23 protein-coding genes are annotated in these 21,822 nt (G+C 36.2%); 18 read left to right on the forward strand and 5 right to left on the reverse strand.

What is annotated here, in order from left to right; all coding sequences use genetic code 11:
* Positions 1 to 2: 2 nt before the first annotated feature.
* Together ACN6MT_RS13135 and ACN6MT_RS13140 are read left to right on the forward strand one after the other, a co-directional pair.
* Positions 3 to 689, forward strand: coding sequence for a response regulator transcription factor (locus tag ACN6MT_RS13135; protein WP_419956150.1), 687 nt, complete (start codon positions 3 to 5; stop codon positions 687 to 689).
* Positions 690 to 2,060, forward strand: coding sequence for a sensor histidine kinase (locus tag ACN6MT_RS13140; protein WP_419956151.1), 1,371 nt, complete (start codon positions 690 to 692; stop codon positions 2,058 to 2,060). It begins immediately after the preceding gene.
* A gap of 52 nt (positions 2,061 to 2,112) precedes the next feature.
* Here the strand turns inward: ACN6MT_RS13140 and ACN6MT_RS13145 are convergent, their stop codons facing one another.
* Positions 2,113 to 3,903, reverse strand: coding sequence for a sulfite exporter TauE/SafE family protein (locus tag ACN6MT_RS13145; RefSeq protein ID WP_419956152.1), 1,791 nt, complete (start codon positions 3,901 to 3,903; stop codon positions 2,113 to 2,115).
* A gap of 197 nt (positions 3,904 to 4,100) precedes the next feature.
* Here ACN6MT_RS13145 and splB point away from each other — a divergent pair, with 197 nt between their 5' ends.
* Positions 4,101 to 5,126 carry a spore photoproduct lyase gene (splB, locus tag ACN6MT_RS13150; RefSeq protein WP_419956153.1) on the forward strand — a complete coding sequence of 342 codons (1,026 nt, stop codon included), beginning with the start codon at positions 4,101 to 4,103 and terminating at the stop codon, positions 5,124 to 5,126.
* Between the two features lie 86 nt (positions 5,127 to 5,212).
* On the forward strand, positions 5,213 to 6,097 hold the full coding sequence (locus ACN6MT_RS13155; RefSeq protein WP_419956154.1) for a patatin-like phospholipase family protein: 885 nt from the start codon (positions 5,213 to 5,215) through the stop codon (positions 6,095 to 6,097).
* Between the two features lie 24 nt (positions 6,098 to 6,121).
* Here the strand turns inward: ACN6MT_RS13155 and ACN6MT_RS13160 are convergent, their stop codons facing one another.
* Entirely contained in the window at positions 6,122 to 6,511 is a 390-nt protein-coding gene (locus ACN6MT_RS13160; protein WP_419956155.1) for an SA1362 family protein, read from the reverse strand.
* 340 nt (positions 6,512 to 6,851) lie between these two features.
* Here ACN6MT_RS13160 and ACN6MT_RS13165 point away from each other — a divergent pair, with 340 nt between their 5' ends.
* The 5 genes from ACN6MT_RS13165 to ACN6MT_RS13185 all read left to right on the forward strand — a co-directional run bounded on the left by ACN6MT_RS13165 (position 6,852) and on the right by ACN6MT_RS13185 (position 10,413).
* A complete protein-coding gene (locus ACN6MT_RS13165; protein WP_063251282.1) occupies positions 6,852 to 7,349 on the forward strand; it encodes a YqhR family membrane protein in 498 nt (165 codons plus the stop codon).
* Positions 7,350 to 7,453: 104 nt separating this feature from the next.
* Entirely contained in the window at positions 7,454 to 8,515 is a 1,062-nt protein-coding gene (locus ACN6MT_RS13170) for a M24 family metallopeptidase (RefSeq protein ID WP_419956156.1), read from the forward strand.
* A 21-nt stretch (positions 8,516 to 8,536) separates the two neighbouring features.
* Positions 8,537 to 9,097: an elongation factor P gene (efp, locus tag ACN6MT_RS13175; RefSeq protein WP_063251280.1), complete on the forward strand. Its 561-nt coding sequence runs from the start codon at positions 8,537 to 8,539 to the stop codon at positions 9,095 to 9,097.
* Positions 9,098 to 9,269: 172 nt separating this feature from the next.
* Complete coding sequence (locus ACN6MT_RS13180) at positions 9,270 to 9,719, forward strand: PCYCGC motif-containing (lipo)protein (RefSeq protein WP_419956157.1); 450 nt, start codon at positions 9,270 to 9,272, stop codon at positions 9,717 to 9,719.
* A gap of 10 nt (positions 9,720 to 9,729) precedes the next feature.
* Positions 9,730 to 10,413 carry a c-type cytochrome gene (locus tag ACN6MT_RS13185; RefSeq protein ID WP_419956158.1) on the forward strand — a complete coding sequence of 228 codons (684 nt, stop codon included), beginning with the start codon at positions 9,730 to 9,732 and terminating at the stop codon, positions 10,411 to 10,413.
* Between the two features lie 34 nt (positions 10,414 to 10,447).
* Here the strand turns inward: ACN6MT_RS13185 and ACN6MT_RS13190 are convergent, their stop codons facing one another.
* The gene (locus ACN6MT_RS13190; protein ID WP_419956159.1) at positions 10,448 to 11,521 is read right to left on the reverse strand and encodes an ATP-binding protein; all 1,074 of its coding nucleotides are present in this window, start codon (positions 11,519 to 11,521) and stop codon (positions 10,448 to 10,450) included.
* Positions 11,522 to 11,910: 389 nt separating this feature from the next.
* A complete protein-coding gene (locus ACN6MT_RS13195) occupies positions 11,911 to 12,600 on the reverse strand; it encodes a response regulator transcription factor (protein WP_419956160.1) in 690 nt (229 codons plus the stop codon).
* 186 nt (positions 12,601 to 12,786) lie between these two features.
* Between ACN6MT_RS13195 and ACN6MT_RS13200 the strand changes: the two genes are divergently transcribed.
* Both ACN6MT_RS13200 and ACN6MT_RS13205 read left to right on the forward strand, forming a co-directional pair.
* Complete coding sequence (locus ACN6MT_RS13200) at positions 12,787 to 13,374, forward strand: YdhK family protein (RefSeq protein ID WP_419956161.1); 588 nt, start codon at positions 12,787 to 12,789, stop codon at positions 13,372 to 13,374.
* A 114-nt stretch (positions 13,375 to 13,488) separates the two neighbouring features.
* A complete protein-coding gene (locus ACN6MT_RS13205) occupies positions 13,489 to 14,106 on the forward strand; it encodes a nitrite reductase (protein ID WP_419956162.1) in 618 nt (205 codons plus the stop codon).
* Positions 14,107 to 14,289: 183 nt separating this feature from the next.
* On the opposite strand, the gene ACN6MT_RS13210 is transcribed toward ACN6MT_RS13205, so the two are convergent.
* Positions 14,290 to 14,547, reverse strand: a complete 258-nt coding sequence (locus ACN6MT_RS13210) for a hypothetical protein (protein ID WP_419956163.1) — start codon at positions 14,545 to 14,547, stop codon at positions 14,290 to 14,292.
* A 260-nt stretch (positions 14,548 to 14,807) separates the two neighbouring features.
* Here ACN6MT_RS13210 and ACN6MT_RS13215 point away from each other — a divergent pair, with 260 nt between their 5' ends.
* From ACN6MT_RS13215 to ACN6MT_RS13245, 7 genes are all read left to right on the forward strand, one after another.
* A complete protein-coding gene (locus ACN6MT_RS13215; protein ID WP_419956164.1) occupies positions 14,808 to 15,350 on the forward strand; it encodes a hypothetical protein in 543 nt (180 codons plus the stop codon).
* 2 nt (positions 15,351 to 15,352) lie between these two features.
* The gene (locus tag ACN6MT_RS13220) at positions 15,353 to 16,717 is read left to right on the forward strand and encodes a 4Fe-4S binding protein (protein ID WP_419956165.1); all 1,365 of its coding nucleotides are present in this window, start codon (positions 15,353 to 15,355) and stop codon (positions 16,715 to 16,717) included.
* A 229-nt stretch (positions 16,718 to 16,946) separates the two neighbouring features.
* Positions 16,947 to 17,294, forward strand: a complete 348-nt coding sequence (locus ACN6MT_RS13225) for a hypothetical protein (protein WP_419956166.1) — start codon at positions 16,947 to 16,949, stop codon at positions 17,292 to 17,294.
* Between the two features lie 465 nt (positions 17,295 to 17,759).
* A complete protein-coding gene (locus ACN6MT_RS13230) occupies positions 17,760 to 18,830 on the forward strand; it encodes a hypothetical protein (RefSeq protein WP_419956167.1) in 1,071 nt (356 codons plus the stop codon).
* 13 nt (positions 18,831 to 18,843) lie between these two features.
* The gene (locus ACN6MT_RS13235; RefSeq protein ID WP_419956168.1) at positions 18,844 to 19,308 is read left to right on the forward strand and encodes a cytochrome c maturation protein CcmE; all 465 of its coding nucleotides are present in this window, start codon (positions 18,844 to 18,846) and stop codon (positions 19,306 to 19,308) included.
* 15 nt (positions 19,309 to 19,323) lie between these two features.
* The gene (locus tag ACN6MT_RS13240; RefSeq protein ID WP_419956169.1) at positions 19,324 to 21,306 is read left to right on the forward strand and encodes a heme lyase CcmF/NrfE family subunit; all 1,983 of its coding nucleotides are present in this window, start codon (positions 19,324 to 19,326) and stop codon (positions 21,304 to 21,306) included.
* A gap of 1 nt (position 21,307) precedes the next feature.
* Positions 21,308 to 21,811, forward strand: a complete 504-nt coding sequence (locus ACN6MT_RS13245) for a cytochrome c-type biogenesis protein (protein ID WP_419956170.1) — start codon at positions 21,308 to 21,310, stop codon at positions 21,809 to 21,811.
* Positions 21,812 to 21,822: the final 11 nt, after the last annotated feature.

The raw sequence follows: 21,822 nt of genomic DNA on the forward strand, positions 1-21,822 counted from the left end.
TCATGAATCATATTTTACTAGTTGAAGACGAGGAAAGTGTATCAACCGTTATAAAAGGTTATTTAGAAAAAGAAGGATATAAGGTTCAGCGTGCTGCCACCGGATTAAAAGGGTTAGACCTTGTTAAAACAGTAGATTTTAAACTAATTATCTTAGATTTAATGCTTCCAGATATAAGTGGTGAAGAGGTTTGCAAAATTATACGTCAATCCTCTGATGTTCATATTTTTATGCTTACCGCTAAAGGCTCTTTAAATGATAAAATTGAGGGCTTAAATATTGGTGCCGATGAATATTTGATAAAGCCGTTCAGTCCAAGAGAACTAACTGCTAGAGTGAATGCTTTGTTTAGACGATTAGGCGCTAAATTTCCGTCATCCAAGGTAATTTTTGATGATGGGTATTTGCTGATTGATTGTGATAAGAGGACTGTAAAAGTTATGGAACAGGAAATTCCATTTACTCCAAATGAGTTTGATATTTTATGTGGACTTGTAACCGCAAAAGGAAATGTTTTATCAAGAGAACGGTTAATAGATAAAATCTTTGGTGCCGATTTTAGCGGATATGATCGAACAATTGATGTACATATTAAAAATATCCGGAAAAAAATAGAAAGAGACACGAAGAATCCTAAATATATTGTAACGGTTATGAAGGCAGGTTATAAATTTGGCGGTGAGAGATAAGTGCAATCAATCAGCAAAAAGTTAAGCATCTTATTTGTGTTATGTGCTGTTGCAGCCATCCTGCTGGTTACAATTTTCGTAAATCTTACGGTCTCCAATAAATTTAACCTGTACATGATTGATATTCAAAACAAAAGATATGAGAGAATCGTTTCCTATTTTGAAGAAGCTTATAAGAGAGAAGGGAAATGGACCAAAGATACAGGCATTGAACTAATTCATGAAGCGTATATGGGAAATTATTGTTTGACACTGATGGATAGTAAAAAACAGCCTGTATGGGGAATGGATCCGGATGATATATTAACTCAAATCCATATTGGTGATATGTCCGTCCAAAACAATGGTGTTTACACTACTAAGACATTTGAAATAACGATAGATGGAAAAGTTGTCGGCTATGTTGATATCGGTCAATACTCGTCTGTCCTGTTATCAGAAGAGGATGTAAACTTTAAGGATTCTATCAATAAAAGTATTGTTGTCAGTGGAGTTATTACACTTATGATTATCAGTATTGTAAGTCTTTTTATTTCAAAACAATTTTCCACCCCGATTCGGGAGGTGGCAAACCTGTCTGTTAGCTTGTCTCAAGGGAATTTTGAAGCTAAATCAACTAGTAAAAGTAAAATTGAAGAGCTTGAAAATTTAAGGAAAAGTGTGAATATCCTTGCCGAAAAATTAAAGCACCAGGACACGCTAAGAAAGAGGTTAGTATCGGATATAACTCACGAGATTAGAACCCCTCTAAATGTGCTGCAAAATAATCTTGAAGCCATGATTGATGGAGTGTTCCCGGTAACAAATGAAGGATTAATCTATTTAAATGAGGAAATAATTCGATTTGGCAAATTAATAAATGACTTAAACATATTAAAGGAGTTTGAATCGGAAAGTATCAAGCTTAATTATGAACCCATCCACTTGGATGATTTACTAAAAGAAATGAGTAAAGATTTCTTTATTGGGGTGGAAAAAAAAGGTATATTAATTGAGTATGAAATCCTGGCTAATGAAAAATATCAAATTATTGGCGATATCGATAAAATCAAACAAGTTATCATAAACTTACTGTCAAACGCTATTAAATTTACTGAAAGAAATGGGAAAATTACGATTAAACTATACAAAGAAATGAAGCAGATTGTCGTTGAAGTGATTGATAACGGCATTGGTATTAAGCAAGAAGATTTACCTTTTATCTTTGAACGGTTATACAGAGGAGATAAAAGCAGGAATCAAATTGAAGGAAATGGTATCGGATTAACGATTGTTAAGAATATACTAGAGCTTCATAATGCAAAGATCGAGGTTAATAGTAGGGAAGGAATAGGGACCAAGGTGAAAGTCTATTTTCCTTCAACAAATTAACAGAAGGTAAAAAGAGCTTTGGTAATCATATGATTGCCAAAGCTCTTTGTCATTACTGAATATATTTTGCTCTAATTTTTTCAACGTCAACTGTGTTTATATCATCAACAACTTCAATGATTCCAAGCAATTCTTGTTCATCCAAGAAAATGCCATAAGATCCACTATATTTAATGGAGAATTCAATATTATTAATCCCTCTGGTACCCGTAAAATCCGTTACTATTTGCTTGGTTGATGAATTCAATATCATAAAGTAACCTTCAGCATTATCAAAGGCAGTTAAATCTAAAGTCATTTTTGTCTGTATTCCCTTATTCACGACCATGATTAATGGCTCAAACTCATAACCAGTACCTTTAATCATAATCGTTTGCTCGTTAACAGCCACATCAGCTTTTTTAACTAATCGATCTGTCCCTACCTTACTATAATCATTTCCGTAGATACTAGGCTTTACAGGTTCAGCAGGGGGGGCAGTTACAGCTGAATCAAGCCCTTCGCCGTCACTGCTTGAAGCGCTAATTCCTTCAAGATCATCTACCACCTTTATGACTCCACGTTTCATTCCCATCCAACAGCTAAAATTTAGATCTTCATCCCCAGGTGTGAATTCAATAAGGTTATTACCGCTTTGCAGCTTTTGTTGAATGTTCATGTCTGGCACAACAATCGAATTATTACAGCCGGTAATCTCTTCTCCTTCTATAACCCATTTAAGCGGCATTCCTTTTTGGACATAAAGGGTTTTTGGAGTATAGCCATAGACATTGGCGGTCATATTCAATACCTGAACGCCATCTTGTATGGTTGCTTTAGTTGCATTCGAGGGGTCTGCGTTGGCGCTTGCATCACCGAAGGCACCAATACTTGACATAAGGGCCATCGGGCTTAAATTCATGCCGGCCAGAGCAAGCCCTCTATTACTCATAATAAGACCAAGCATAATTATTAACACACCGCTAAATTTAAGGATTTTTTTTGTGTACCCTTTGCTCAACAACCCTGATAATGCTCCAAATGTCATCATTAAGGGGACAGTACCAATTGAAAACATAAACATCGATAACGCACCAGCAGCTGCACTGCCTGTCCCCAGCGCAAATATTTGCATAGTTTGAAGGGGACCGCATGGCATTAATCCATTCAGAAGCCCAACAAAAAACGGAGCTTTCGGTTTGCTCATTGCTTTACAGGCAACATTAGGTAATTTAATTTGGAATTTCCTAAAAGCCTTAAACCCAGACATATTAAATCCCATCATAATCATGAAAATACCAGCAAACAGCTGTAATCCTGCTTTTGCCGTAAGGGATAGAGCAAATACTGACCCAATGGCACCAATGATACCACCCAGAATCGTATAGGCAACTACTCTTCCAGTATTATATAAAAGAGCTGGTTTTATGGCTTCAAACCTATTTTTGCTCTCTTTACCAATACTTTGTGAAAGCATGATTCCTCCGCACATTCCAACACAATGGATAGAAGTAATGACACCTGCAACAAATAATACAGCATAAGAAGCATTATTAAGGTGAGATTCCATATCATAGTTCCCAGAATTTACTCCAAGCAGCACAACGGCTGCTACCGCGATTAAAATCCCAATAAACTTATAGTCGTTAGACTTTTCTGTGGCATAGCCAACACTTTGAATAGCTGCTTTTATTTTTTTTATACTGCATAGCTTATCATTATATTCAATATCCGCAAATTGACCACTAAAACTTGCTTTTACATTTACTACTCCATCTAGTTTCTTTACTGTCCGTTCAACCCGTTTCTCACAGGATGTACAAGTCATCTCATACACCTTTATGCTCTCTCTTTTTATGCTCATAAGAGTTCCCTGCCTTTACTTGTTAATCAAAATTAACTAATGAATAGGTAAAGTATAGTGAATTCTTGTGTTGATGATGTGAAGAAAGAGAGTACTAAAGTGAACAATTTGTAGACAAAATATAAACAAATTATGAACCATGTTAATAATTAAAAATTGCCCATACTATAAAAAAAGATTGAAAAGAGGAAAACAATTTGGAACCTTTTATGCCACAATTAGTCTACTTTGAACCAAAAGCATTAGAATATCCTCTTGGAAGGGAACTAAAAGAGAAATTCGAGAAATTGAATCTTGAAATTCGTGAGACTACTTCCCATAACCAAATCCGTGATTTACCTGGAGAGAATGAACTCCAAAAATATAGAAATGCAAAATCAACTCTTGTGGTTGGTATCAGAAAGACGTTGAAATTTGATACCTCAAAGCCCTCTGCAGAATATGCTATTCCTTTGGCCACTGGCTGTATGGGGCATTGTCATTATTGCTATTTGCAAACGACGCTCGGCAGCAAACCTTATATCCGAACTTATGTAAACCTAGAGGATATCTTTGAACAGGCACAGAAATACATGGATGAGCGAAAGCCGGAGTTTACACGCTTTGAAGCCGCTTGTACCTCGGACATTGTTGGCCTGGATCATTTAACACATTCACTTAAGAAAACAATCGAATTTATCGGACAATCCGAGTTTGGATTGTTGAGATTTGTAACAAAATTCCATCATGTCGATCATCTCCTCGATGCCAATCACAATGGAAGAACAAGATTTCGTTTTAGTGTTAATTCTCGCTATGTCATAAAGAACTTTGAGCCAGGGACCTCCTCCTTTGAAGATCGTCTGGCAGCTGCAAGAAAGGTTGCAAAGGCTAAATACCCTTTAGGATTTATTGTCGCGCCTATTTATTTACATGAAGATTGGAAGGAAGGCTATCGAGAATTATTTGAACGTTTAAGTGACGAGTTAGCAGGCATAGAAATACCGGAATTAACATTTGAACTTATCCAACACCGTTTTACAAAGCCAGCAAAAAATGTGATAGCAAAAAGGTATCCAAAAACCAAGCTTGAAATGGATGAGGAAAAGCGTAAATATAAATGGGGCCGCTATGGAATAGGCAAATACGTCTATCAAACTGAGGAGGCGAATGAATTAGAAACGACCATTCGCAGTTACATTAACGAATACTTTCCAAATGCAACCATTGAATATTTCACATAAAAAATTTTTTTGCTTGTACACCGTACTATTTTGATGGTAAACCGCTTAAAGATGTAATAATGAGTACACCTTTAGGAGTGGCTGCCATGAAAATTGACGGTGTTTTTTCAGGAGGAGGGATTAAAGGATTTTCCCTCATTGGTGCAATTCAAGAAATTGAAAAAAAGGGTTTTCAATTTGAAAGGGTTGCTGGAACGAGTGCAGGTTCAATTGTTGCTGCATTCATTGCAGCAGGCTATGGCAGTGGTGAGATGGAACAACTTCTTGATGAACTGGATTTAACCAAGTTTCTTGACGCCAGAAAAATGATTATTCCTTTTCCACTCGCTAAATGGCTTTTTGTTTATTGGAAGTTGGGTTTATATAAAGGGAATGAGCTGGAAAAGTGGATTGCCGAGAAATTAGCAGCAAAAGGTATAAGAACATTTTCGGATTTGCCGCCGCAAAGCTTAAGAATAATCGCTTCTGACCTATCTAATGGAAGATTGATGGTACTCCCTGATGATTTGGTTAAATATGGTATCCCTCCGGAGTCGTTTTCAATCGCAAAAGCAGTAAGAATGAGCTGCAGCATCCCGTATTTTTTTGAGCCTGTTAAATTAAAATCGATGGATGGAATAAATGTTATCGTTGATGGAGGAGTATTAAGCAATTTTCCAATGTGGCTTTTTGACCGGGAAAATATACAAAAGTTAAGGCCAGTAATTGGAATTAAATTAAGTTCAGACGAATACGAACACGAAAAACATAAAATTAAAAATGCTATTCAATTGTTTGGTGCACTGTTTGAAACAATGAAGGATGCACATGATTCCCGTTATGTATCTAGAAAGCATGCCCAAAACATCATTTTTATTCCCTCTGAAGGGGCACTGTCAATAGAATTCCATCTTACTGACGCAAAGAAACAGGAATTGTTTGAATTAGGCAGAGAAGCTGCCAAAAAGTTTTTTAAGTCTTGGTGTTACTAAGGAGCAAATAAAAAAGTCGAGCGTTTATAATGACGCTCGATTTTTCTTTTTGCCTTTTTTGCCATCGATGACTGTTAAGTGAACAGGGGATTTCTTTTTAGTCTTGCTTTTCTTTAAAGAAGTAAGTGAACCAAAAGATGTACTTTTTGTTGACTGTTCGCCACCTTTAGTCTGCAATCGTTTTTTAGACTTCTTTGCTGCTTTGATAAAGGCCTGCTGCTCTTTATTTCTAGGAGTAGATCTGCGCATTAACCTAAAAACAAAATAAATAGCTAAACCAACTAATGCGAACACTGCGATATTCTTCAGAAAACCGATAGGATCATCTGCAAAGGTTCCAATAATGCCAATTATCCCTAACACAATAACACTGCCAACCAAAGGAACGGAAATCCGATTTTTCAAGAAAGCCACCTCCCTAAAAGCATCATAAGCATTTTCTTAATTTTTTAAACACATAAATAATAATGTTTAGACATTTTTTCTATTTTTAACATTTATTTAATACACTCTCCGATAGTTCTTTAGGAGTAAGACCGGAGATATGGACCACTTATTTCATACTTTGGAAAATTAATATGTACTTAATTTTATTCTACTTCAATCATGAAAAAACCTCTAGGATGACATAAGATTTCCAATTAAAATGTTTAATTAATGCAAGTGAATGGCAATGAAAGGGCATAATATAATGGAAATCTGCTGTATGAAGATTTTTTAAGTGAAAAAACAGATTTTAAGGGGGTAGATTATTATGGCTAATAGTTCAAAAAAATCAAATTATCCAAAACCAATGTCTTTTACTGCCGTAGTATTCTGGACGGGATTATTTGGAGGTCTATTTTGGGGGACAATCGGTTTTTTAGCATACTACTTAAATTTCACTGAAATTCGTCCAAATGTAATATTAGGACCATGGGCGTTGGGGAACTGGAAAAATGAATGGCTTGGAACTGTCATTTCAATTATTTTACTTGGGATTCTTTCTGTTGGTGCAGCATTTGTATATTCTCTGGCCTTAAAAAAATTTAATGGAATATGGCTAGGCTTAGGATATGGTATTATACTTTTTTTGTTGGTGTACTTGGTATTAAATCCAATCTTTCCAGGGATAAAACCATTTTTAGAGTTAAGTCGCAATACAGTTATTACCACTATATGCTTATATCTTGTCTATGGATTATTTATTGGCTATTCGATTAACTATGAATTTACAATTAATCATATGGAAGAAAATGAGACAGCCTCTTAACGCATTATTAGTCTTTATAGACTAAGGTGTGATAAAATAATTTTTGATATTAGTACAATAAGAAATTAATTTGTTACTGGATTACATACGGGGAGTGGGAGACGATGGAAAAGATAGATAAATTAAGATCAAGTTTTTCTACACACGGCATTGATGGTTTTTTAATTACAAGTCAATTTAACCGTCGATATATGACAAACTTTACTGGTTCAGCTGGGGTAGTACTCATTAGTGCTTCCGAGGCGCAATTTATTACTGATTTCCGATATGTTGAACAGGCTTCAAACCAATGTGAAGGGTATGAAGTTGTCAAAATGACTGGAACGCTTGTGGAAGAAGTAGCGAAGCAAGCTAAAAACCTAGGTATAAAAAAGCTTGGTTTTGAAGAAGATCATTTAACATTTTCTACTTATAAAGCTTATGAAAAAGAACTCGAAGCAGAACTTGTTCCTGTTTCAGGTGTTATTGAAAAATTACGCTTGATTAAGACACAAGCAGAGATTAAGATATTAAAGGTAGCTGCAGATATTGCCGATGCTGCGTTTAAGCATATATTGGATTTTATTCAACCAGGAAAAACGGAGCTTGAAGTATCCAATGAATTAGAGTTCTTTATGAGAAAGGCAGGCGCAACTTCTTCTTCCTTCGATATCATTGTTGCCTCTGGATATCGCTCTGCTCTTCCACATGGAGTTGCAAGTGATAAGGTGATTGAAAAAGGAGATTTTGTAACCTTAGACTTTGGTGCTTATTATGACGGCTATGTATCAGATATCACTAGAACAGTGGCAGTAGGTGAACCTGAGGCGAAGCTTAAAGAAATATATGACATCGTTCTAGAAGCCCAATTAAGGGGAATGGCGGGTATTAAACCTGGAATGACAGGAAAAGAAGCAGATGCACTAACAAGAGATTACATAACGGAAAAAGGTTATGGAGATTATTTTGGGCATTCTACTGGTCACGGAATTGGACTTGAGGTCCATGAAGGGCCGGCTCTTTCTTTCCGTTCGGATCTTGTTCTTGAACCAGGCATGATTGTAACGGTCGAGCCAGGTATCTACTTGCCAGGACTTGGCGGGGTTCGGATTGAAGATGATACTCTCATTACAAAGGACCATAACGAAGCTTTTACTCATTCTACAAAAGAACTTATTATTTTGTAATAGACATAGGAGGATAAAACAATGAGTATTTCTGTTAATGACTTTAAAACAGGTCTAACAATTGAAGTGGATGGCGGGCTTTGGCGCGTTCTTGATTTCCAACACGTAAAACCAGGGAAAGGCGCGGCATTTGTTCGTTCAAAGCTTCGTAATCTTCGTAATGGAGCAATCCAAGAGAAAACATTCCGTGCTGGTGAAAAAGTTGAAAAAGCACAAATTGATAACCGTAAAATGCAATATCTATATGCCAGCGGTGATCAGCATGTATTCATGGACATGGAATCTTACGAACAAGTAGAACTTCCTGCAAACAATATTGAATATGAATTAAAGTTTTTAAAAGAAAACATGGAAGTTCATATCATGATGTACGGTCATGAAACACTTGGTGTGGAATTGCCAAATACAGTTGTACTAGAAGTTACTGAAACAGAGCCAGGAATTAAAGGTGACACTTCTTCAGGCGGTACCAAGTCAGCTACTCTTGAAACTGGACTTAATGTTCAAGTTCCATTCTTCGTCAATCAAGGTGATAAATTAATTATTAACACAACAGAAGCTTCTTACGTGTCCCGCGCGTAATAAAAACCTTAGGCCGTAATACCCGGCCTAAGGTTTTTCTATTTATATTGTTATTATCACACATATTGTGAAAACTTCACTAAATAGTAATAATTGCTTCCTATTGCAAGGAGAGGTTTTTGCTAAAATAAAGATAGAATTACATAATAGTTGCAAAGGGGTGACACAGATAATGAAAAAACTTCTCTCTCTCTTGTTTTTCTGCACAGCTATCGCTCTGCTATTAGCAGCCTGCAGCAGTGCCAAAGATATGAATGTAACACTAGATAAAAAGCATGAGCCATTTCCAGATTATGTTCTAAATTCTTCTGATTTAGTTCAAGAAACGTATGCGATGGTATCGAACTATCCGGAAGTAGTCGCAGGTGTTCCTTGTTATTGCGGCTGTTTTGCTTCTGATGGCCATAAGAGCAATCTAGATTGCTTTATTGACCAATTTGGAGAAGGAAATGCTGTTCAACAATGGGATTCTATGGGTATAGCCTGAGACGTCTGTATAGATATCGCCCGGGAGGCGGTAGAAATGAATCTTAGCGGCAAAAGCCCACAGAAAATATATGACTTAATCACAACAAAATATCAGGATTATGGAGAGCCAACTCCAACGCCAGAACCTAAGTAAGGGATAACGTATGAAAAAAGTTTTGTATGGTCTCTACATTATCATTATAATTGGGATAATTATTAGTATTGTAAATAGTGATATTTTTAGCAGTAAAAATGCTGCAGCTATTGCTGCGGGTGAGAAGATTTATAACAAGCAATGCCTGATTTGTCATGGCGAAAGTGGCAAGGGTGAAGGAAAAAATGCTGGTACCGCTATAAATAATCAAAACTATTTAAATACTGTAAGTGACAAGGATATTTTTAATAGTGTTAAATTTGGCAGAGAAGGTACAGCAATGCCTAGCTACGGTCCAAGATTGTCGGATGAGGAGTTAAAAAATGTTGTTGCCTTTGTAAGGAATTGGCAGTCTAAGGAAATCGAGTTCGATGTTCCAAAGACCATTTCCGGTGATGTTGTTAACGGCGAAAAACTCTATAATGTTTATTGCATTAATTGTCACGGTGAAGCTGGTGCAGGTAAAGTGAAAATGGGGACTGCTCTTTCAAATCCTCAATACTTGAAATATACCACGGACAAGCAAATTTGGATTGCTACTGCTTACGGACGTGAGGATACAAGGATGGCTCCAACATTAAAAGGTCTTGACGGAGTAAGACAGCTTAAACTAGATGAAATAACGGATATTGTTAGTTATATTCGCACACTTAAACCAAAAGAAAATACTAATAATGACTATCTTGAACCTTGAAACCAATAAATTGGTCTCAAGGTTCTTTTACTTTTCATTGTTTAATAATAATAGTAAAACATGTTCCTTCTCCAACTTGACTTTTAACCGTAATTTCTCCTCCGTGTGCCTCCACTAGTTGATTTACAATAGCTAAGCCAAGGCCAAATCCACCTGTTGCTCTTGAGCGTGATTTATCTACTCTATATAGGCGGTCAAATATATGCGGAAGGTCCGCTGGTGGAATTCCTATTCCCTGGTCCTTTATCGTAATTTGAACAACTCCGTTCAGTTCAGATCCCTTAATAAACGTAGTACTAGTTTCATTTGAGTATTTAAGACTGTTATCTAATAAGTTAATTAAAACTTGTTCAAATCGAATCGGGTCAATATCAATAAATATGTTATTAGGACAGTCTAACACTAAATCTATTCCTTTATTTTTAAAGGCAGGCAAGACTCGTTCATAAATAGAGCGGAAAAAATTACTTAAATTAACTTTTTCTTTGTTTATAGAAAATGTATTTTGGTCCAATTTTGCCAGATTAAATAACTCTTTAAGTAAACTGCTGACACGCTGGGATTCTTCCTGGATAATATCTAGGTACTGTACTCTATCCTGTTCATCTAGGTTCTTTCGTCTAGCAATATCTGCATATCCATTAATATAGGTCAATGGGGTACGAAGTTCGTGAGAAATACTAGCTAAAAATTCGTTTCTTTCTTGTTTTAAATAATTTAAATCATTTGCAAGTGTTTGGATGGAATGTGAAAGCTCTCCTAATTCATCATTAGAAGGTTTTGGAAGAGTGACAGAAAAATCACCTTTACTTAATTTCTTTGTTGCTTCTTTCATGGTAATTAGAGGTTTCGTTAACGCTTTTGATAAAAAGAAAATAAAAATTAGAATCGAGAAAAGGATTAAAAATGACGCTACAAAGATATGTTTATTTAGCTGGGAAATGAGCTTTTGAACATCATCTGTGTTTTTGAACATATAAATATAACCGAATTTCTTACCCTTCTTATTAAATGCTGTAACTGTGGCTATATACTGTTCCTTTTTCCAGTCATCTTGAATGATTTTTCCTTTTCTAGGGAGGGGAGTGGTAGAAATAGGTATACTCAATATGTCCTTTATGCTCCTATTAAGCTTGCCAGAAGTAATAAGTATCTCACCCTTTGTATTAGTCACCACCACCTTGGAATCAGATTGTGATCCCATTAAACTTATATGACTTAGTGTGTGGGGGTCAGATTTCATTTCTAATACTGAACGGTGACTGTTCCCTTTTGCTAGAAGTGAATCAAATTCCTGGTGAACCCTGGTGTGTACCAAATTCCTATGTAAAAAAGTCATTGAAACCATTTCGATTAACAATATGCATAAAGACAACCATAACCCTAATTTTATTGAAATCTTCAACGTAACCACCTCTTGGTCTTAATAACGATATATAATCATCATTCGAATGACAAAATCGCTTCCTATTGGAAACGATTTTTCTTATGTCTAACTTATCTTTCAGGATCCTCTGAAATCCACTTATATCCGACGCCCCATACAGTAAATAGATGGTTATCAACTGGAAATCCGGCCGTTCGCAATTTTTCTCGTAAATTTCTTATATGGGAATCTACTGTTCGATCATCAATATGTGAGTTTAAACCCCATATGGTGGACAATAAATGGTCTCGTGAAAAGACTTTTTGAGGATTTTTTAAAAACAATCCAATTAAAGAAAATTCCTTAGGAGTTACTTGAATAGTTAGGTTTTGATATTTTAATTCGACAGATTCTTCCTTCCACTCTAAACCTTTAAAAACAAGTTGTTTCTCTATCAAATTACTTGTTCTTCTTAACAATGCTTCAATCCTTGCTAATAATTCATTTTCGTTGAAAGGTTTGGTTACATAATCATCTGCTCCAAAATTTAATCCTTTAATGACGTCGACAGTCTCAGTTCTTGCAGTAAGCATAATAATCGGAACATTTGAAAATTCCCTCATTTTTTTGCATGTAGTCCAGCCATCCATTTCGGGCATCATAACATCAAGGATCACGATGTCAATTTGATCTGCTTTTAAATAAGCTATTGCCTCTTTACCAGATTGCACCTTTATACATTTAAATCCATGGGGTTTTAAATATAGACCTAAAAGGTCGAGCATGCGGGTTTCATCATCCACAAGTAAAATGGTCTTCATACTTCCACCACCTTTAACACAGTTTATATCATAATATTAAAGGAAAAATATGAAGAATGTTTGCAGATTAAAGGATATTCTTTAAAAAATTGTGAAAATAGTACTTAGTCTAACTCCATAATTTCTGCACATATTTGTGCTAACCTATAAATTGATTAAATCATAAAAAAAGGAGTAGTTATTTAAATGGACAAGAAAATAATGAAAAAACCAGTTTTATTATTGTTATTCGTAGCTCTGTTTTTAGCTTTAGCTGCATGCTCAAATGGAAATAATGAAACTGGAGAAAAAACAAAAGATACTAATTCAACCGAAAGCACACATGATGCTCACTCTAATATGAATCACTCAGGATCAAGTGAAGTTCCTGATGGCCTAATGGCAGCTGAAAATCCAAAATATGAAGTCGGCAGTAAAGCAATTATTGAATCAGATCACATGAAAGGTATGAAGGGTGCTGAGGCAACGATTGTGGGTGCGTATGACACCACTGTTTATACAATATCGTATACTCCTACAAATGGCGGAGAAAGAGTAGAAAACCACAAATGGGTGATTCACGAGGAAATTCAGGGCGCGGGTGACGAACCATTCAAACCTGGATCAGAAGTTAAAATAAATGCGGAACACATGGAAGGTATGGATGGCGCGACTGCTGAAATTGATTCTGCAGAGGCAACAACCGTGTATATGGTTGATTTCACCACTACTGATGGAGAAAAAGTTAAAAACCATAAATGGGTAACGGAAAGTGAATTATCTCCAGCTAAATAATATTTCTTTCGTAGAGCTTTTCCTTTTATGGAATAAGCTCTTTTTTTCTTAGTGATAGATAAAGGCATGTTAAAATATTCATGTATAGAGAAATGATAGGGGAGAGGAAAATTTATGGCTGCTGAAGGCAAGAAAATAAAGATTGCCGTTAATGGCGGTATAGGTTTCGGAGCAAAGTTGAAACCAAAACAGTTAGTAACTATCGCAAAATATTTAAATGAAGATGATGAAATAGAGGTAACAACCTTTCAACAGATTTATATAGAAATACCTGATGACAAACAGGCGGAAATAATAGAGGAATTCAAAAGTGTAGGATTGGCATGTTATCCTGTTGGGAATTTTGTTAAGAGCTTAAGAACCTGTAACTTTTGTAAGGGGGAGGAAGAAGAAGGAATGCCGGTTGCCAAGGAATTAAACCGGCGTATTGCTGGTAAGGCTGTTCCGTTTACACTGAGGGTTGCCTATACAGGCTGTCCCGTTGGCTGCGGAGAGCCGATGTTAAGTGATATCGGTGTGATGAAAGTAAGGGACCATTATAACGTATATGCAGGTGGTAAAGCGAAGGGAAATGATGCGCAAGTAGGCACTATGCTGGCAGAACATTTAACCCCGGAGGAATTGTATTCCGTAATTGAGAATATCATTGACCTCTATGCAAAAGAGGGGAAAAAACGAGAAGCCTTCTTTAAATTTTTAAAACGGATAGATAATAGTTTGTTAATTAATTAAGAAGACGTGTGAAACCCTTGCTATTTAAAAGCTGGGGTTTCACATAGGATATGAATTTTAAGGCATAATGCTGACACCATTAGGCATTTTTCCTACTTTTATAGTTACCTAGGGAAGTTTAAACAATATAATCCTCGTTTTCCCATCTTGATACCAAACCTATTTAAAGGTTCACCTTAACTATTAAAATCGGTTCATCATACTTTCACTTTGCATTCTCTCTTGATTTGTTCCTTCCATCATTCCCCCATCTTTATGGCATGCATTGTACATTTCTTGCAAATCCTCTTTTGAAGAATCTGGATGCATTTCATGCATAAACGGAAGCATTTTTTCAAATGTTTTACCTTCTCCAGAGTTGTTGGTTCCTGCTGCAAATACAACTGTTCCTGCCCCAAGAATTAAAGCAGAACTTAATATTCCTACTGCCCATTTTTTCATATTTTGACAGCTCCTTTCTTTTATCACCTTCATCATATATCAGAAATTTGCAGAAAGAGTGGAAATTTCTTGTTGATTTAATGAAGATTTAAACTATTTTATAGTTGTTTTTTACAGAAGTATGAACAAATAAAGAAAAAAAGGGTTGTGCCATATTATCTCCATTAAAAATGCATAAAAACTGCAAATATACCGATTAAATTATAGTAGTAATTAAACGAATTGTTTTATTGGTAATAAACTTTTTGGAGGTGTAAATATTGAAAAAGAGATTTATAGCTTTATTTGTTTTAGCATTTATTTTCTCTTTTAATCTATCTGTAATGGCAGACGAGGGACATGGCGACAGCGTAAAACAAGCAACAGAAAAGTTCAAAGAAGGGACTAGTGAACAAGAGGGACACAGTGGAGAAACTGCAACTCATTCAGATGAGGCGGATATGCATACAGAGGAGTCAGGGGAGCATTCAGAAGAAGCAGCTAGTCATTCAAAAGAGGCTGAAGCCAATCCAGAAGAAGCTGATATGCACACTGAAGCGGAAGAGGCACATTCCGATGCAGCAGACGCCCATTCTGATGCTGGTATAGCTCACGATGAAGAGGAAGACGTGCATGGTGAAAAAGCAGGAGCTCATTCCGCAAAGGAAGGAGCACATGAAGATGGAGCGCAAGGTGATGATCACCATGGACCTGTAGAGGAGACACCGCCTAACTATAAGATATTAGGAACATATGGAGCGGTAAATCTATCATTTATCCTAATTGGTGTCTGGAATAAATGGTTTAGAAGGAAGGGGATTTAATTATGGCAATGCCTGAGGGAAAATTAAAACCAGATAAGGAACCATTTGATCTTTTATCCATTCCGTGGGTTAAGAGTTTTGTAAAAAGTAAATGGTATCCTGGAATCTTTCAATGGATGGTCATCTTTGTCTTTTCAGTAATTGTGTTTGAATTGGTAATGGGAACGGTCAATCCAAGTAAGAACTTTGGAACAACGATGACATGGGTATTATGGTGGCCGGTAATACCAATTCTATTTTTAGTAGCCGGTCGATTCTGGTGTGCGATTTGCCCATTTGGCAAGTTAAGTGATATTGTTCGGAAGTTTGTCGGCAGCAAGCGGCCCATGCCAAAGTTTCTAAAAAAATATGGAATATGGCTTATTGATTTATTCTTTATTGCTATAACATATAGTGATCACGTATGGGGAATTGTAGAATCGCCAAGAGGCTCAGGGTACCTATTACTTCTACTAGTTACAATGGTTGTAGCAACATCTGTTTTCTATGAAAGAAGAACCTTCTGTAAGACGCTATGTTTCCTCGGCGGATTGGCAGGAAACTATGCACGCTCAGGAGCAGTTAAAGTACAGGCAACTCCTGATATTTGTAAAACCTGTAAAGTTCAATCCTGCTACAAAGGAACAGAGAAGGTTGAAGGATGTCCAATGTTCCAATTTCCTCGTACAATGGAATCTAGTGCGGAATGTAATATTTGCGGGAATTGCGTGAAAAACTGTCCAAATGATTCAATCAAAATTGAAACAAGAATTCCAACAAAGGAACTATGGGGCTTAAAGAATCCCAAGCTTGAACATGCTTCCTTGGCAGCTGTTATTATGGGTATTGTGTTCGTTCAGAACATTACGATGCTTGAACCGTGGCAGGCAATATTGAATGCAATTGGAACTGTTTCCAGAACGGATAGCTACGTAGTAAACTTTACTGTTGCTTTTATCATTGCCATGGCATTACCAATTCTATTATTATTAGGAACTGCAAAAATTGCCTCTTTCTTCGGCATGGAAGGAACAGTGAAAAAGAACTTTACCCGTTTTGGCTATGCGATTATTCCATTAGACCTTGCCGGACATTTAGGTCATAACCTTTTCCATATCTTCACCGAAGGAAAGGCGATCTGGTACAACTCCATTGGATTATTTGGAGTAGAATCAAATCCAGGAAGTTTGAGTTTGGCATCTACTCCAACCGTTCAGATGATTCAATATGCCATTATTGTAATTGGATTAATTGGAACAGTTTATGTAACGTACAGAATGGGTAAGAAATCATCTTTCAAGGCTATGCTGCCGTATTATATTCTTATGATAGCACTTGCAGTTACGAATATTTACTTATTCTCCCTGCCTATGAGTCACAGAGTTTAATTAATTATTATACAAATTTCTAAATAGATAGAATTCAGCCATTAAGAATGAAGAGGAACCACTGCGGTTCTTCTTTTTTATAATTGTGGTTTTATTTTAAATAATGATTTGTTTATTGTAGTCAAAATAAGAAGATTATCATATAATTTAAATAAAAGTTGGTCTAGGGAAAATTATTAGGTTATAGGAAAATGTTTCACCTTTAATCTACAAAATTGAGGTGATGAATTTGTGTTCTTCAAATAATTTTATCGAACAACAAGCTTACGAGATGAGTGAAAAGATAAAGAAAGATTCAATATACAAATTTATTAAAGTAGTTTATTCAGGAGGTAACAATCTTGGGTCGCCTTCTGAATCAGCGCTTATTTCTCAAGTTGTCTTAGAAAGTCAAGAAGGTACTGTTTATTTTGTCGAACCGAATCCTATTGGTGTAAAATTTGCAAAGGGAGAAATTTCATTTAAAGAGTACAAAAAACTTCAAAAGAGAAATACATCCCATGGAATTGCTATTTTCTTTGGAATCATATTTTTTTTTAGCGGTTTAATGTTTATGTTAATGAAATACTTAGCCTGAATGAGGAAATGTACTCTAGGTTACTACAGGTTAGTATGTCACCAAGTTAAATTGGGGTCATTACAATAGAACAATGACATCCATGTGTGTACACAGGAAATTCATTAAATATAAAACCCTGAATCTTCGGATTCAGGGTTTTTCGTATTGTTCGATCCCAGAAATTAATCAATGAAAAAGTGAAATTGGTGCGGATTTAACAAAACGTTCATTTTCAAGTCAACTAGGTATATAGGTTAGGGTTTATAGTACTAGATGGAATACAAAAAAAACACGGAAATCTCTATGAGCTAAAAGTAAATGTGAACATTTTGTGGTGAATTATTGACGAAAACGTAACGTTTGACCTCCTTTTACAAAATGTTCAAAAGTGTAGCAGCTATACATAGATGATAAATATTATATTTATTTCAAAGAGGGCTATAGTGAAAAATAGTTTTTTATAGGAGCTCAAGGAGGATCAATATGCTTAAAAATAAGTTTTTGGCTTTAATTGTTATCACGTCATTTATCGTTAGTTTTATCGTTCCAAATGCATATGCCGAAACAACCTTTCAGCCAGAAAAGTTTCCGTATACTGAGATGCAAATCCAAGTAATGCCAGAGTTTGACTACCCTGAAAATTGGCCAAAAGACACACCATCATTACTTATAGGACAATACGGAACCTTCACAAACAAAAGTGGCCAGGATTTTGACGGCAAAGTTGAAATAGCTGTTCCCGCTGGTGAAATAGGCTTCCAAGCTTACTTAGTTGCTGAATTTCCTGAAGACAATAAGCCAGAAGTGCAACGACCATTCGATGTTGATAAGGAAAAGGGAATCATATCATGGAAACCTTCTAAAGCAATTAAGAGTAATGAAACGTATCGATTTGTAGTGGAGTACTATACCAGTGCTGTAGAAGTAAAGGACAAAAGAAGTTTTACATACGAATATAGCAACCCAACTGAGATTGGAACACTGGACGTAATCTTTTATGCCCCAATGGAGGCAAAAGAGATTACCTTAGAGCCTAAGGCACCAAACAATACAAAAAGTGAATATGATGAAGAGCTATTCTACTATCAATACAAAAATGTAAAAGCTGGTGAAAGCTATAAATATACTTTCTCCTATCAAAAGGATGGTTTTAAATCAACCTTAGATGCTATTAATGAGAAACAACCGCCTAATGATGAAAACCACACTAGTGTTAATGGAACTGCCACAGATCAAATTTCCGGGGGCTCAGGTGGAACTGGAACCGGGGGATCAGCAGGTGATCGACCAATTATTGGTATTGGCGGTGCTATCGTAATTGGTATCGCAATCGTCATTGCTGGTTTGTTTGTTTACTTAGGATTAAAAGGAAAATCATATTCTGCACCTAAAACATCTAGTTCCCAAGCACCAAAACACCACCCGAAAAAGCAGACGGTAAAAAAGGAAATTAAAGCTATCAGTGATGACGACAAAAAAGAATTACGTAAGAAACTCCTAAATGGAAAAATTGATCAAGAAACATATGATGAGGAAATGAAAAAATTAATTTAATGGGGTGAATGGGTTGAAAAAAAACACGATTGTAATGTTAGGTGGATTTATTATTGCCGGAGCTATTGTATTCTTGCTTATGGCAGCCACACCAGGATCAAGTGGTATTGAATTAACCATGAAGGAGCTTTTGACCAATCAAGAAAAACATAAAGATGATTTTGTAACTGTTGAGGGTCTATTAATAGAAGAATCTATTAAATGGAACCCAGATAAAATTGAGTTAAAGTTTGATTTAAAGGATAACGATGGTAATTTAATGCATGTCATTCATAACGGCACAAGACCTGATAATTTCTCTGAAGGTGTAATTGTTATTCTGCAGGGCTCACCAACAAAGAAAGATACGTTTGTTGCAGAAACGGTTAAAACAAGATGTCCTTCAAAATATGAGGGTGAAGATGTTGAAAACTATGATCCTGAGGCACACAAAAAATTATTAGATCAGCCACCAACAGAACCAGATACGGCAAAATAATAAGAAGGTGACGATATGTACTTATTTGCTAACGCAACAATTTATGTGGGCTTAGCGCTTGCAATCTACTCACTCCTCATCATCACATTGGGGATTAGTACCAAGAATCAAAAATTAATTAATAGTGGTAAAGGTGGAGTAATTGCAATCTTAGTTTGTGCTTCAATGGCTATGCTTTCTTTATTCTACTTACTAGCAACCTCTCAATTTCAATATGAATATGTTACTGATTATACGAGCAGTGAGCTGCCAATCATATATAAGCTTACAGCATTATGGGCTGGAAACTCAGGATCCTTGTTATTGTGGACTTTCTTCTTAGTTCTTTACACTGTAATGATTGCCTTCTCAAGAAAAATGAGAGGAAATCCGATGGTCCCTTATATTTCCGCTATTCTATTAGGAAATATCGTATTCTTCTTTTTAATACTTGGGTTTGTTGCAAAACCATTCGTCCTGCTAGACCAAGTTCCAATTGAAGGTCATGGTTTAAACCCAATGCTGCAAAATCCAGGCATGATTATCCATCCAGTTACGCTTTACCTGGGTTATGTAGGACTAGCTATTCCATTCGCTTTTGCCATGGCAGCACTTATATTGAAAAATGTTGATGATTTCTGGATTAAAATGACTAGACGCTGGACGATAATAGCTTGGTTGTTTTTGAGTCTCGGAAATATTTTTGGCGGTCAATGGGCTTATGTTGAGCTAGGCTGGGGTGGTTACTGGGCTTGGGATCCAGTTGAAAATGCGTCCTTTATGCCTTGGTTAACGGCAACTGCGTTCTTGCACTCCGTCATGATTCAGGAACGAAAAAACATGTTGAAGATTTGGAATATAAGCTTAATCATTACTTCTTATGCCTTAACATTGTTCGGAACGTTCCTTGTTCGAAGCGGTGTCCTAACCTCCGTTCATGCATTTGCTAATTCAAACCTAGGATTATATTTCCTTATTTTCATGGGTGTAGCTGTAATTGGAGCCCTCTATGTGTTAATGAGTCGTTACAGTCTCTTAAAGCGAAGCGCAGGAGAATTCAATTCTTATATATCAAAGGAAAGCAGCTTCTTAATTAATAATCTATTGTTGGTGGGAGCAGCGTTTGGTGTATTCTGGGGAACAGTTTTCCCGTTAGTATCAGAAGCGGTTCGTGGTACAAAAGTAACAGTAGGTATGCCATTTTTTAATACGGTTCAAGCGCCAATTTTATTATCAATGATGTTTGTAATGGCTGTATGTCCATTACTTGCATGGCAAAGATCATCCTTAAAGAATTTAAAGAAAAATTTCTTACTACCAGCAATCCTTGCAGTTGTTGCAATGGCTTTAATGGTCGTACTTGGTATGCAAAAAGCCTGGGCTGTAATTGGATTCGGCGTTATCGTGCTACTATTTATCACACACTTTCTTGAGTTTTACCGTGGTGTCAAAGCACGGAGAAAAATGACAAATGAAAAAGTGTATCTATCCCTATATCGCTTAATGACCAAAAACCGTCGGAGATATGGTGGGTATATTGTTCATATCGGTATTGCGTTTATCGCAATGGGAATTATCGGCTCACAAAACTATGACGTACAAACGATGAAGACAGTGAATTTAGGTGATTCCATTGAACTGAAGGATTATCGAATTAACTACGAACGCCTTGATCAAAAGAGAGAAGGTATTAATGACATCGTTTATGCGGAAATGACGGTGTTTAAGAATGGTAAACGAATTGGAAGTATTATGCCTGAAAAAGTATTTTACGGAAACTGGGATCAGCCTTCATCAGAAGTTGGTTTAATCTCATCATTAAAAGAAGACTTATACGTTGTTTTGAGTGATTGGGAAGACGATGGAAAGGCCACTTTTATTGTAAAAATTAACCCGATGATTACTTGGCTTTGGATTGGATCCTTCATGATTGTTATTGGCTCCCTATTTGCTGTTTGGAATGGAAAATATCAAAATATTACTCCACGGTACACAGGAGTACGCAAAGAGGTGTCTTAATATGAAACGTAAAATTTATATTGGACTCCTTTTGATTGCATTTATTTTTCAGGCTTCTATCATCCAAGTACAAGCGAAAGAGTTTGACTATAAATCTAAGGAATTTGAAGCAGTAGCTTCACAATTCATGTGTACATGCGGCTGTGGTCAAGATCATTTTGAATGTGACCCTAAGACTTGTAATCTCACTGTTGGCTTTAAGGAAGACATTGTTGAAATGATGAACAAGGGCTGGAATAAGGAAAAAATTCGTGAATACTACGTTAATATTTATGGAGAAGAAATTTTAACTGCCCCAGAAAAAAGTGGATTCAGTTTAGTTGCTTGGGTAATGCCTTTTGTAGTTTTAATACTTGCAGGGGTGGCGATATTCTTCATCATTCGTAAATGGGTGAAGAAAAAAGGAACAGAAGTACAGACTCCAGACAACGAAAGTGATAAGGATGAAGTGGAAGATGAAATCCTCTCATCAATGATTGAAGAAGAACGCAAAAAGTACCTTTAGGATGTGAACAT

The organism is Neobacillus niacini, from assembly GCF_048572935.1.
In the GTDB taxonomy this organism is placed as follows: Bacteria; Bacillota; Bacilli; order Bacillales; family Cytobacillaceae; genus Neobacillus; species Neobacillus niacini.

Excerpts from the sequence above, each read along its gene's own strand:
- ACN6MT_RS13135 (WP_419956150.1), top strand. The coding sequence starts at position 3 with ATGAATCATATTTTACTAGTTGAAGACGAGGAAAGTGTATCAACCGTT.
- ACN6MT_RS13145 (WP_419956152.1), bottom strand. The coding sequence starts at position 3,903 with ATGAGCATAAAAAGAGAGAGCATAAAGGTGTATGAGATGACTTGTACA.
- ACN6MT_RS13155 (WP_419956154.1), top strand. The coding sequence starts at position 5,213 with ATGAAAATTGACGGTGTTTTTTCAGGAGGAGGGATTAAAGGATTTTCC.
- ACN6MT_RS13165 (WP_063251282.1), top strand. The coding sequence starts at position 6,852 with ATGGCTAATAGTTCAAAAAAATCAAATTATCCAAAACCAATGTCTTTT.
- ACN6MT_RS13170 (WP_419956156.1), top strand. The coding sequence starts at position 7,454 with ATGGAAAAGATAGATAAATTAAGATCAAGTTTTTCTACACACGGCATT.
- efp (WP_063251280.1), top strand. The coding sequence starts at position 8,537 with ATGAGTATTTCTGTTAATGACTTTAAAACAGGTCTAACAATTGAAGTG.
- ACN6MT_RS13185 (WP_419956158.1), top strand. The coding sequence starts at position 9,730 with ATGAAAAAAGTTTTGTATGGTCTCTACATTATCATTATAATTGGGATA.
- ACN6MT_RS13195 (WP_419956160.1), bottom strand. The coding sequence starts at position 12,600 with ATGAAGACCATTTTACTTGTGGATGATGAAACCCGCATGCTCGACCTT.
- ACN6MT_RS13200 (WP_419956161.1), top strand. The coding sequence starts at position 12,787 with ATGGACAAGAAAATAATGAAAAAACCAGTTTTATTATTGTTATTCGTA.
- ACN6MT_RS13205 (WP_419956162.1), top strand. The coding sequence starts at position 13,489 with ATGGCTGCTGAAGGCAAGAAAATAAAGATTGCCGTTAATGGCGGTATA.
- ACN6MT_RS13210 (WP_419956163.1), bottom strand. The coding sequence starts at position 14,547 with ATGAAAAAATGGGCAGTAGGAATATTAAGTTCTGCTTTAATTCTTGGG.
- ACN6MT_RS13220 (WP_419956165.1), top strand. The coding sequence starts at position 15,353 with ATGGCAATGCCTGAGGGAAAATTAAAACCAGATAAGGAACCATTTGAT.
- ACN6MT_RS13230 (WP_419956167.1), top strand. The coding sequence starts at position 17,760 with ATGCTTAAAAATAAGTTTTTGGCTTTAATTGTTATCACGTCATTTATC.
- ACN6MT_RS13240 (WP_419956169.1), top strand. The coding sequence starts at position 19,324 with ATGTACTTATTTGCTAACGCAACAATTTATGTGGGCTTAGCGCTTGCA.
- ACN6MT_RS13245 (WP_419956170.1), top strand. The coding sequence starts at position 21,308 with ATGAAACGTAAAATTTATATTGGACTCCTTTTGATTGCATTTATTTTT.